The organism is Umezawaea endophytica (assembly GCF_025061645.1).
Classification (GTDB): Bacteria; Actinomycetota; Actinomycetes; order Mycobacteriales; family Pseudonocardiaceae; genus Umezawaea; species Umezawaea endophytica.
In genome coordinates this window covers 1-11,909 of record NZ_JANYMP010000030.1, presented here as the reverse complement: position 1 = coordinate 11,909, position 11,909 = coordinate 1, and the positions used below count along the sequence as shown (strand labels likewise).

The 11,909-nt window shown below is 69.8% G+C and carries 9 protein-coding genes; 3 read left to right on the top strand and 6 right to left on the bottom strand.

Features of this window, described 5'->3' with window-relative positions; all coding sequences use genetic code 11:
- Window positions 1–1,024: exonuclease domain-containing protein (locus NZH93_RS40545; RefSeq protein WP_259628632.1), on the top strand; the 1,024-nt coding region annotated here is incomplete at its 5' end.
- On the opposite strand, the gene NZH93_RS40540 is transcribed toward NZH93_RS40545, so the two are convergent.
- From NZH93_RS40540 to NZH93_RS40525, 4 genes are all read right to left on the bottom strand, one after another.
- On the bottom strand, window positions 1,021–1,737 hold the full coding sequence (locus NZH93_RS40540) for a sulfite exporter TauE/SafE family protein (RefSeq protein WP_259628631.1): 717 nt from the start codon (window positions 1,735–1,737) through the stop codon (window positions 1,021–1,023). The two genes, NZH93_RS40545 and NZH93_RS40540, sit on opposite strands and share 4 nt — an antisense overlap.
- An 11-nt stretch (window positions 1,738–1,748) precedes the next feature.
- Complete coding sequence (locus NZH93_RS40535) at window positions 1,749–2,591, bottom strand: phosphotransferase family protein (RefSeq protein WP_259628630.1); 843 nt, start codon at window positions 2,589–2,591, stop codon at window positions 1,749–1,751.
- Between the two features lie 36 nt (window positions 2,592–2,627).
- The gene (locus NZH93_RS40530) at window positions 2,628–3,431 is read right to left on the bottom strand and encodes a hypothetical protein (RefSeq protein WP_259628629.1); all 804 of its coding nucleotides are present in this window, start codon (window positions 3,429–3,431) and stop codon (window positions 2,628–2,630) included.
- 70 nt (window positions 3,432–3,501) lie between these two features.
- Window positions 3,502–6,315 (bottom strand): aconitate hydratase, encoded by a 2,814-nt coding sequence (locus NZH93_RS40525; protein WP_259628628.1) that lies wholly within the window; start codon window positions 6,313–6,315, stop codon window positions 3,502–3,504.
- Between the two features lie 156 nt (window positions 6,316–6,471).
- On the opposite strand from NZH93_RS40525, the gene NZH93_RS40520 reads away from it, so the two are divergent.
- On the top strand, window positions 6,472–7,233 hold the full coding sequence (locus tag NZH93_RS40520; RefSeq protein WP_259628627.1) for an ABC transporter ATP-binding protein: 762 nt from the start codon (window positions 6,472–6,474) through the stop codon (window positions 7,231–7,233).
- A 59-nt stretch (window positions 7,234–7,292) separates the two neighbouring features.
- The gene (locus NZH93_RS40515; protein ID WP_259628626.1) at window positions 7,293–8,603 is read left to right on the top strand and encodes an alpha/beta hydrolase family protein; all 1,311 of its coding nucleotides are present in this window, start codon (window positions 7,293–7,295) and stop codon (window positions 8,601–8,603) included.
- On the opposite strand, the gene NZH93_RS40510 is transcribed toward NZH93_RS40515, so the two are convergent.
- The gene (locus NZH93_RS40510; RefSeq protein ID WP_259628625.1) at window positions 8,604–9,374 is read right to left on the bottom strand and encodes an alpha/beta fold hydrolase; all 771 of its coding nucleotides are present in this window, start codon (window positions 9,372–9,374) and stop codon (window positions 8,604–8,606) included.
- Window positions 9,375–9,435: 61 nt separating this feature from the next.
- Window positions 9,436–11,909: tetratricopeptide repeat protein (locus tag NZH93_RS40505; protein ID WP_259628624.1), on the bottom strand; the 2,474-nt coding region annotated here is incomplete at its 5' end.

The following is an 11,909-nucleotide window of genomic DNA, read 5'->3' as shown; positions in this document are numbered from 1 at the left end:
CGCCGAGATCGCGGGTGATCTCGGCGAACGCCTCGCGGGCAACCTCGTGGTGGGCCACAACGTCTCGTTCGACCTGCGGTTCCTCGCCGCGGAGTTCACGCGGGCAGGTCTCGCCACCCCGCTGGACCCCGACCGCGGCCTCTGCACGATGCTGCTGGCCGACCGGTACCTGCGCGCACCGGGCCGCTCGCTCGCGACGTGCTGCGAAGCCGCGGGCGTCGTCGTCGGCCGCGCGCACTCCGCGCTCTACGACGCCCACGCCTCGGCGGGCCTGTTGAGCGGCTTCCTCCGCGGCGTCGGCCGTCCCGAGCCCTGGCGCGACCGCCTGGACAGCGCGGTCGGGGCCGACTGGCCCCACCTCCCGCGCTCGGGAGGTCGAGTCGTCCAGCGCGGCACGGCGTTCACCCAGCCCGAGCACTTCCTCGCCCGGCTGGTGGACGGGCTGCCGCGGATGGCGGACGTGCCGCGCGCGGACGAGTACCTCGCGGTGCTCGACGGTGCCCTGCTCGACCGGCACCTGTCGGTGGTGGAGAAGGGCGAACTGGTCGAGGTGGCCCGGTCGCTCGGTCTCGTGCGGGTGGACGTCGAGGAGTTGCACCGGCGCTACCTCGTGGCACTGGCGCGGCGGGCGTGGGCCGACACCGTCGTCACCGCCGAGGAGCACGCCGACCTGCGGCTCGTGGCCGGGCTGCTCGGTCTGGCGGACGTCGAGGTCGCGCGGGCGCTGGTGGCGGCGCGGGAGTCCGCCGAGCCCGCGTCGTGGGGCGGTTTCCGGCTGAGCGAGGGCGACCTGGTCGTCTTCACCGGACAGATGACCGTGCCGCGGGAGGTGTGGGAGGAACGGGCGGTGAACGCCGGGCTCGCCGTGCGCGGGACCGTCACCAAGAAGACCAGGCTCGTCGTCGCGGCGGACCCGGACTCGCTGTCGGGCAAGGCGAAGAAGGCGGCGGAGTGCGGGATTCCGGTGGTGGCGGAGGCCGCTTTCGACCGGATGTTGAAGGACTTCGTCGGTGTGGTGTCCTAGCCGAGCGCGCTGCGCAGGATCAGGGTGACGGCGGCGACGGTCGACAGGAGCAGCACGGGGGTGCGGACGCCCTTCGCGTCGACCAGTTTGCGGAGCGGGTTGGAGAGCAGGAAGCCGGCCACCAGGAACGGGATGAGGAGCAGGCCGGTGACGACCTGCGGTGCGTGCACCTGGCCCGCGACGAGGAGGCCGATGATCGACGTGATCGAGCCCAGCACGAAGTAGGCGGCGAGGGTCGCGCGGATCTGGGCGCCGGGGGAGTTCTGGTACAGCATCGCGACCGGTGGGCCGCCGACCGACATCGCCGTGCCGAACGAGCCGCTGGTCAGGCCCGCGATGACGAGTGCCGTCCTGGTCGGGCGGGGGTTCCAGGTGGTGATGGACAGCAGCACGCAGAGCAGCACCACCACGCCGATCAGCAGGCTGAACTGGTTCTGGTCCAACGAGTCCACCAGCAGCACGCCGATGACGGTGCCGGGCAGCCTGCCGAGGATGGCCCAGCCGACGCCGCGCCAGTCGACGTGGGCGTGTTCCCGCGCGAGGCTCATGATCGAGTGCGTCATGGCGGTGATGAGGATCGGCACGGGCAGCAGCGACGGGTCGAGCAGGGCGAGGATCGGCACCGCCACGAGCGCCAGGCCGAAGCCCGCCAGCCCCTGGACCAGTCCGCCGAGGGTGACCACCAAGCCCGCGAGCAGCAGTCCGGTCCACATGTTTAGCTACGCTAACAGAACAACCATTCCATCGAGGCCAGCGCGTTCTCGGCGTAGACCCGCTTCCCGGACCGGATTCCGTACTCCAGGTCTTCCAGCACCGTGCACCGCGCGAGGAACACCGCCCGCTCCCGCGGCTCGTCGTCGCCGTACGCCGCCAGCGCCGCCTCGAACGCCGCGGGCCCGAGGTCGCGGTAGAGCAGCCCGAGGTCGTAGGCCGGATCGGTGAACGCCGCGTCGGTCCAGTCGATCACCCCGGTCACCGTCCACGTGCGAGGGTCGACCAGCACGTGCTCGACGCCCAAGTCGTTGTGCGAGAACACCAATCCGGGCCGCGCCGGCGGCGGCTCGGTCGCCAGGAACTCCTCGACTGGTCCACGGTGGACGGTCAGGACGGTCTCCGGCACGTACAGCTCGGCGGCCTCGGCGAGCCACCGCGAAGGCGGATCGTCGTCCACCCCGACCACGTCCGCCATCCGTTCCAGCGGCACCGCGTTCAGCACCGCCAGGTAGCCGCCCAGCGTCGCGCCGATCTCCGCGACGGGCGCCCCCGGCAGTCCCAGGAGTTGCCTTCCGGGCACTTTCCAATACGCCACGCACCCGATCTCCGTGACGGAGAACACCGGAGTGGGCACCGGGATCGGCGAGATCTCGGCCACCCTCGCCAACAACCGCGCCTCGCGCTCCGCCTCCTCGGCGTCCGGTTCCTTCGCGAACCGCACCACCAACTCGCCGTTCACCTCGAACGCGACGTTGTCCTGCCCCTCACCCAGCCGCTCCACCCGCTCGACCCGGTACGCCGACAGGTGCCTGCCGAGCACCTCCCGAACCCGCTCGCCGTCCTCCACCCGCATGGCCGCGAGCTTAGGGAAGCCCCGGCCGCGCACTCCTCAGACCGGGATCAACTCGGCGTAGTCGGCAGGCAGGCCCCGCTCCTCCCAGCGGTGGCGTCCGACGCCGGGGGCGTACCAGGGGGAGCGGGCACCGCGGTCGAGCGCGTCGTAGGCGGTCAGCGCGTCCGACGCGGTCTTGCAGCCGGGGTGGTCCGCCGCGAAGCGCCGCACCCGGTCCCGCACGGCGGTCGAGCACACCCACTCCCGGACGACGGCCGCCGGGTCCGCGGGCCACCACCAGGTGAACCACGTCTCCTCGCCCCACAGCAGTTCGGTGGTCCAGTCGAGCGCGAGCCGGACGACACCCGCGTCCGCCTGCGGCCCGCGCAGCGCGTCGAGCCGGGCGAGCCACGGGGTGAGGTCGTCGTGCGCGCACGCCAGACCGCCCAGCAGGGTGGTCACCTCGTGCGCGGGGTCGCCGTAGGTGACGGCCACCTCCAGGACGGCCCCCAGCGCGTTGTCGAGCGCGGTCCGCTTGCGCGCCGGCCAGGCGGGCAGGTTCGCGTGGTTCCTGCCCAGCGACGCGAGTTCCCGGTCGACCAGCCCCCGGCCCCGGTCCCCGAGGACCTCCCGGACCACCCGCGGCGCCGACCGGAACCAGAGCGCCCGCCACTGCTCGGGCGACCAGTGGTCGTCCGACTTGCGCAGCGCGCTCCTCACCAGGTCCACCGGGACGAGCGCCGGATCACCCCCGAGCAGGGCGAGGTCGGCCTCGCTGAAGCAGGCCGAGCACCCGTCGGACAGGTCGACGGCGGGCGGATCGGCGAACGCGGTGTCGAGCGCGGTCAGGAATCGTTGCACGGCCAAACCCTAGAACAGGGCGAAGGCCCGCCCGGTCGGAACCGGACGGGCCTTCGCCGAGAGCGGAAACCTAGCTGCGCACCATCTTGCGCAGCACGTACTGCATGATGCCGCCGTTGCGGTAGTAGTCCGCCTCGCCGGGGGTGTCGATGCGGACGACCGCGTCGAACTCCACCTTCGAGTCACCCTTGGTCGCGACCACGTGCACGGTGGACGGCGTGGAGCCGTCGTTGAGCGCGGTCACGCCGGACACGTCGTAGGTCTCCGTGCCGTCCAGCCCGAGCGACGTGGCGGACTCGCCCGCCGGGAACTGGAGCGGCAGGACGCCCATGCCGATGAGGTTCGAGCGGTGGATGCGCTCGAACGACTCGGCGATCACGACGCGCACGCCCAGCAGGGCCGTGCCCTTGGCGGCCCAGTCGCGGGACGAGCCCGAGCCGTACTCCTTGCCCGCCAGCACGACGAGCGGGACGCCCGCCTCCGAGTACGCCGCGGACGCGTCGTAGATCGTGGTCTGCGGCGCGTCGTCGGCCAGGAAGTTGCGGGTGAAGCCGCCCTGGACGTCGTCGAGGAGCAGGTTGCGCAGGCGGATGTTCGCGAACGTGCCGCGGATCATCACCTCGTGGTTGCCGCGCCGGGAGCCGTAGGAGTTGAAGTCCTTGCGCTCCACGCCGTGCTCGGTCAGGTACTTGCCCGCGGGGGAGTCGCCCTTGATCGAACCGGCGGGGGAGATGTGGTCCGTGGTGACCGAGTCGCCCAGCAGCGCGAGGACGCGGGCGCCCGACACGTCGGTGACCGGCTTCGGCTCCATCTCCATGCCCTCGAAGTACGGGGGCTTCCGCACGTACGTCGAGTCGTCGGCCCACTCGAACGTCTTGCCGGTCGGCGTGGGCAGCGACTGCCAGCGCTGGTCACCGGCGAACACGTCCGCGTAGTCCTTGGTGAACATGTCCGAGGTGATGGACGTGGAGACGACCTCCGCGACCTCCTGCGCCGACGGCCAGATGTCCGCGAGGTACACGGGCTTGCCGTCCTGGTCGTTGCCGAGCGGCTCGGTGGTGATGTCCTTGTCCATCGACCCCGCGAGCGCGTACGCGACGACCAGCGGCGGGCTGGCCAGGTAGTTCATCTTGATGTCCGGGTTGATCCGGCCCTCGAAGTTGCGGTTGCCCGAGAGCACGGACACCGCCGCGAGGTCGTTCGCCTGGATGCCCTCGGAGATCTCGTCCTGGAGCGGGCCGGAGTTGCCGATGCACGTGGTGCAGCCGTAGCCGACCAGGTGGAAGCCGAGCTTCTCCAGGTACGGCGTGAGGCCCGCGCGCTCGTAGTAGTCCATGACGACCTTGGAGCCGGGCGCGAGGGTCGTCTTGACCCACGGCTTGCGCTCCAGGCCGCGCTCGACGGCCTTCTTGGCCAGCAGCGCCGCGCCGATCATGACCGACGGGTTGGACGTGTTCGTGCACGACGTGATCGCGGCGATGGCCACGGCACCGTGGTCCAGTTCGAACTCGGCGCCGTCGAGCGTCACCTTGACCGGGTTGCTGGGGCGGCCCTGCGCGCCCTCGGCGGCCGAGTGGAACACGACCGGGGCGCCGTCGCCGTTCTGGCCCTCGTGCAGTGCGGGCGGGTCGCTGGCCGGGAAGGACTCGTCGGACGCCTCGTCCACACCGGACTTCGCCTCGACGTCGCCGTGCGTCACGTACGCCTTGAGCGCCTGGCGGAACGACTCGCGGCCCGCGGTCAGCTCGATCCGGTCCTGCGGGCGCTTCGGGCCCGCGATGGACGGGACGATCGTCGCGAGGTCCAGCTCCAGCGTCTCGGAGTACTGCGCCTCGAAGTTCGGGTCGTGCCAGAGGCCCTGCTCCTTGGCGTACGCCTCGACGAGCGCGATCTGCTCGGCGGAGCGGCCGGTGAGCTTGAGGTACTCGATGGTCTCGCCGTCGATCGGGAAGATGCCGACCGTGGAGCCGAACTCCGGGCTCATGTTGCCGATGGTGGCGCGGTTCGCCAGCGGCACCGCGCCGACGCCCTTGCCGTAGAACTCGACGAACTTGCCGACGACGCCCTGCTTGCGCAGCATCTCGGTGATCGTCAGCACCAGGTCGGTGGCGGTCGCGCCCGCGGGCAGCTCGCCGTGCAGCTTGAAGCCGACCACGCGCGGGATCAGCATCGACACGGGCTGGCCCAGCATCGCGGCCTCGGCCTCGATGCCGCCGACGCCCCAGCCCAGCACGCCCAGGCCGTTGACCATGGTCGTGTGCGAGTCGGTGCCGACGAGGGTGTCCGGGTACGCCTGGCCGTTGCGGGTCATGATCACGCGGGCCAGGTGCTCGATGTTCACCTGGTGCACGATGCCGGTGCCCGGCGGGACGACCTTGAACTCGTCGAACGCCGTCTGGCCCCAGCGGAGGAACTGGTAGCGCTCGTAGTTGCGCTCGTACTCCAGGTCCACGTTGGACTCGAACGCGTCCGGGCGGCCGAAGATGTCGGCGATGACCGAGTGGTCGATCACCAGCTCGGCCGGGGCCAGCGGGTTGACCTTGGTCGGGTCGCCGCCGAGCTGCGTCACGGCCTCGCGCATGGTGGCGAGGTCGACGACGCAGGGCACGCCGGTGAAGTCCTGCATGACCACGCGGGCCGGGGTGAACTGGATCTCCGTCGAGGGCTCGGCCTTCGGGTCCCAGGCCGCGAGCGCGCGGACGTGGTCGGCGGTGATGTTCGCGCCGTCCTCGGTCCGCAGCAGGTTCTCCAGCAGGATCTTCAAGCTGTAGGGGAGGCGCTCGGCGCCTTCGACGGCGTTGAGCCGGAACACCTCGTACGAGGCGTCCCCGACGGTCAGGGATCCGCGGGCGCCGAAGCTGTCCTTGCTCGAAGGTGCAGTCACGTCAACTCCATACAGCGCAAGTACTGGTGGTTGGGAACAAGGCGAGTCTTGCGCACTCGCGCTGGTGGCGCAGACGTTGCCCTCTGGTTTTAACAGTACGCGCGTCCTTTATAGGGCTTCAAGCCAGGCTCACCTAACTACGGGCAGGATGGCCGGATGATCCAACTCGAACGGATCGGCAAGCGCTACGGCCGGGGTCCGTGGGTGCTCCAGGACGTGGACCTGAGCTTCGAGCCGGGGGAGCTGACCGTGTTCACCGGCGGCAACGGCTCGGGCAAGTCCACGCTGCTCAGGATCATCGCAGGTGTCACCGCCCCCAGCAGCGGCCGGGTGCACGGCCGCCCGAAGTCGGTCGGCTACCTCCCCGAACGCTTCCCGCCGGGCCTCCGGTTGTCCGCCGAGGCCTACCTGCGGCACCTCGCGGCCGTGCGCGGAGTCACACCGCCGACCGACCTGCTGGACGTGCTCGGGTTCCACGGCGACCCGACGGCGCCGATCTCCACGCTGTCGAAGGGCAACACGCAGAAGGTCGCCGTCGTCCAGGCGTTCCTCGCCACCGACCTCGTCGTGCTGGACGAGCCGTGGACCGGCCTGGACACCGCGGCCAGCTCCGTCCTGTCCGACCTGGTCAGCTCGTCCGCCGCGACCGTGCTGGTCACCGACCACCGGGGCACCGCGCGCGGGCTGGCGGGCGCGCGCGAGGTCGTGCTCCAGGGGCGGGTGGGGGCGACCGGCGTGGCGATCGAGCTGAACCGGGTCAGCGACCTGACGACGACCGTGATCGGCGAGTGGGACGGCGTGCGCGTGGTGGCGGCCACCGACGGACGGCTCAGCCTGCTCGTCGACGCCACCGTCAGCGACCGCGTCCTCGCCGACGCCCTGCGACTCGGCTGCTCGGTGCTCAGCGTGCGGACCTGACCGCTGTTTTGGTGCCAACAGCGGGTGTGCTCGTCCTCCCGGGGAGGTGTGATCGGAGGATGAGAAGGACGCGGCTCATCGTGGCGCTGCTAGGACTCCTGCTGGTCGCCGGCGGCACCCCCGCCCACGCGGCACCCGACGAGGGCCCGCTGCCGGGCTACACGATCGACAACCCGCCCCTGGCACCGGAACTGGTGGGCGGCAAGCCCTCCCGCGTGCTCCAGGGCGTGCACAAGCACGCGGCCTACACCATCGAGGTGCCGCCGAAGTGGAACGGCCGCCTCGCGATGTGGGCCCACGGCTACCACGGGACGGGCACCGTGCTGACCGTCGACCCGCCCGCCTACGGCCTGCGCACCCAGCTCCTCAACCAGGGGTACGCCTGGGCCGCGTCCTCCTACTACGCCAACGCGTACGACGTCCGCGCGGGCGTCACCGGCACCCACGACCTGGCGGTGAAGTTCGGCTCCCTGGTCGGGAAGCCGTCGAAGGTGTTCCTCGCGGGCGTCTCCATGGGCGGCCACATCACCGGCCGGTCCCTCGAGCAGTACCCCGGCTTCTACGCGGGCGCGCTGCCGATGTGCGGCGTGCTCGGCGACCACGAGCTGTTCGACACCATCCTGTCCTACCAACTCGTCGCCCAGGCCCTGTCCGGGAACCGCGCCTACCCGATCCCGCCGGACTACCTGTCCACCGTCGTGCCGCGCATCCAGGCCGGGCTCGGCCTGGTCGGCCTGACCCCCGGCGGCCCGGACACCACCAACGACCTGGGCAAGCGCTTCCGGTCCGTCGTTGTCGAGCAGACCGGCGGCCAACGCCCCGGTGCCGTCCCGGCCTTCGCCTACTGGAAGGACTTCCTGTTCGGCCTGGGCGCCTCGGGCGTCGGCGACACGCTGGCCCGGAACCCCGGCAAGATCGCCACGAACCTCGACACGCGCTACCGCGACGGCAACCTCGACCGCATCGTGCAACGCGTCGCGCCCGCCGACTGGTACGCGCGGCTCACGCCGTCGCTGACGGAGGTCCCGCGCATCGCCGGGCGGCCAACGGTGCCCGTGCTGTCGCTGCACGGCCTGGGCGACCTGTTCGTGCCGTACGGGATGGAGCAGGACTACCACGACGACGTCGTGCGCAACGGGCGGTCGAGGCTGCTGGTGCAGCGGGCGATCCGGACCGTCGAGCACTGCGAGTTCGCCCCGAGCGAGGTCGGGGCCGCGTGGAATGACCTGGTCGCGTGGGTCGACCGCGGCAAGCGCCCCGCGGGCGACGACGTCGACCGGACGGCTGGCACCGACTACGGCTGCCGCTTCACCGACCGCGCCGCGTACGACGGACCGGGCACCCGCAGGATGTTCCCGCGCTGCGCCTGATCACCGCGAGCCGACGTGGTGGTCGAGGAACCCCGAGAGCCGGGGGAGCACCACGTCGGCCGCCATGGCCCCGAAGTGGTCGAGGCCGGGGACCACCTCGACGGACCAGCCCAGCGCCTCCAGCTCGTCCTGGTGGCGCCGGACGGTCCCGCCGATGTCGGTGATCAGCTCCGTCCCGGCGGTGACGCGGTCCTCACCACCGACGAAGCACAGCCTCGGGCAGGTGATCCGTTCCTGGGCGGCCCGGTCGTCGAACCCGGCCATCGCCTCGTAGAACGTGACGAACTGCGGGAGCTGCCCGCGCTGCGCCTCGGGGATCGCCGCGCCGAACGCGTCCACCTCCACCCCGGCCAGCGCTCGGCTGTACCGCAGCATCTCCGCGTACGGACCGCCGATGGGCGGGAACCCGGTCATCGCCAACGCCGTCACCCGCTCGGTGCGCAACGCCACCTGCATCCCGACCACACCGCCGAACGAGTAGCCCCACCACGCGAACTCGTCGACCCCGGCGGCGTCGACGACGCGCAGCATGTCGTCGCTGATGTTGTCGGGCGTGAACGTGCGGTCCTTCGGCCGACCGGGGTAGCTCATCAGCACGACCCGGTACCGGTCGCCCAAGCCCTCGACCATCGACTCCGCGAACCGCACGGCGTGGTCCCTGAGCGGGTGGTCGGGCGGGCGCGGATCGGCGTTGAACAACACCACCGCGGGCCCCTCGCCGTGCACCTCGAAGTACGTCTCGCCACCGTCGTGCGCGACCGCCACCGGCATGGAACCCACCTCTCGTCGATCTTGGGGCGGCGACGGTACCGACGGCGGTGTCTGGTGGCGGTCAACCCAGCCGCGGCAGTTCCCCGCGCGGACCGGCGCTCAACGGCGAGCGCGCCGACGACCCGTCCGAACTCGTGCCCACCAGCCGTCCCGGCCCGATGCTGACCTCGCCGGTCGGCCCCGACGTGACCTGGTTGAGGCTGGCCGAGAGATCGGCCTCGACCCCGCCCGGCAGCTTCAGCCGCACCAGGAACGGCAGGACGAAACCCAGCGCCACCAGGCCGACGAGGATCGGGGTGAGCGTGCTGATCACCACCGTCGTGACCTTGTCGGTGAGGAAGAACCCCAGCCACAGCGCGACCAGCAGCGCACTCGCGACCACCATCAACGCCACGCCGCCCGCCACGCTTCCCCGCGCGACCGCGAGGCCCTGTTCCGCCAAGGCCATCACCCGCCGCGCCTCGGTGTGCGTCGGATCCTGGCGCAGGCAGCGGCGGAAGTGCCGCAACGCTCGACGCCGGTAGAACGGCCGCGCCCGCGCCTCCGGCCCGCTCTCACCCGCCTTGTACGCCGCGATTCCGGCCACGTAGTGGGGATCAGCCTGCTCCGAGGCGAGTTCGATCGCCTCCTGTGCCGTGCTCAGAGCCTCCAGGTGCAGGTCACGGCGTTGGGTGGCATCGCCGCGCTCGATCAGCAGCCTCGCCAGCGCGACGAGCAACTGCCACTGCGGCTGGTCGCAATCCTTGCGGCGCAGAGCGTCGCGCAGCACTCGCTCGGCGGCGAGGAGATCACCGGGAGACTTGATCAACGCCAGCGACAGGCCGATCGCCGCGGCTCCACGGGCGGGGTCGATCACCAGCGCCTGCCGGAAGTGCTGGGCGGCCAACCGCGCGTCCGACCCGTCGCCACCACCGTCGAAGTCCCGTTGCAGGTGCAGCCCTCCGAGTTCGATGTGCGCCTGGCTGTCGTACCAGTCGCGCTCCAACGCCTTGCGCAGCAGTTCCTCCGCCTCGTCGAACCGGTCCATCTGCACGAACAGCGCGCCGAGGTCGACGTAGCTGCCGCCGTACGGGTCGATCTCGATGGACCGCCGCAGGTGGTGCTCGGCCTGCGGCAGGTTGCCCTGGTGGGCGTAGAGGACACCGAGGCAGGTGTGCGCCATGTGCGTGCGCGGTCGGACGTCGAGCACCTCAAGGCACAACCGCTCGGCCTCGGCCTCCCCGTTTGCGTGACGCTGGTGCACCAGCGTCCACGCCAGTCCAACCTTGGCGTCATTGGAGTTGGGGTACTCGACCAATGCTTCGCGGAACTTGACGACGGCATTTTCCGAATCGCCTTCGGAGAACGCGACCCATCCCAGGCAGTGCAATACGTCCGCGCGATTCTGATGCCCAACGGTCAGTTTGAGAGCCCGCTTGAACGCCTGCCGGGCGCGGGCGAGCTGCCCTCTGTCCCGGAGCAGCCAACCCCATTCAATGACGACGTTCAACGCCGGTCTTGGATTTTCCAGAGCTGGGACGAGCACGCGTTCAGCTTGGTCGAACCGTCCCAGTGAACGTAACGTCGCCGACTTGGACATCAGGGCCCAGGTGAACTTCGGTGATTTTTCCAAGGCGCGGTCGAACCAGGCCAGTGCTTCTTTGAAATTGTTTCGCTCGTCTTGGAGATCGCCCATTGTTGCCAGGAGTCCGATGTGGTGTGGAAGTAATTCGATGGCGCCCCGCAGTGCTTGTTCGGCATCGTCACGCTGCCCGTTCCAGCGCAGTGCGTTGGCATGGCCGACAAGAAGGTCATAATCTCTCGGGTTGATCTGCAGTGCTTTTTCGTACTGGGCTACCCCTTCGTCTCTTCGCTCCATTTGTGCATACGTGACGGCAAGTTCCAATCGGAAAATTGTGTAATTTGGCTTTCGTTTGATCGAATCTAGCAGTATTCGCTCGGCTTCGGTGAAACGTCGAAGTGCCCGTAAGCAGGCGGCTTTTCCGCGCAGCGCGCGGCGTTTGTCGGGACTTATTTCTAGTACTAAATCGAACTTCGAAATTGCTGCCTCGTCCTCATCCATGTCCGAGAGGATCTCGGCATGTTCGAGTTGTAGTCCGATGTTGGAGCGGTCGCGGGCGAGTGCGTCGGTGCAGAAGCTTATGGCTCGCCGGGTTTCTTTGCTGTCGCGGAGGTGGAACACCTGTTCAAAAGTCTTCGCCGGAGTTTCCGGAAGAACGCTCAAGGCCTCCCAGGCTGCGTCGATGTCACCCTTGCCTCGGAGCAGCCTGGCGAGTTGCGGTCCCAGAAGGCGATAATTTGGCAAATCGTCACATGCTTGGCGGAGTTCTTTCAGGGCGGCATCCTGCTTGTCGCATGCCTCCAGGATATAGACCAAGGCTAGCCTGATGTTCACTGAGTATGGATTGAGCTCGATCGCCGTCCTCGCGATGCTTTCGGCTTCAACGTGGCGATTCCGGTCACGCAGCAAACGGATTCTCGCGGTCCACGCGTTCAGGTATCTGGGCCACTGCTCGTTGATGCGCGTGTAGAGGG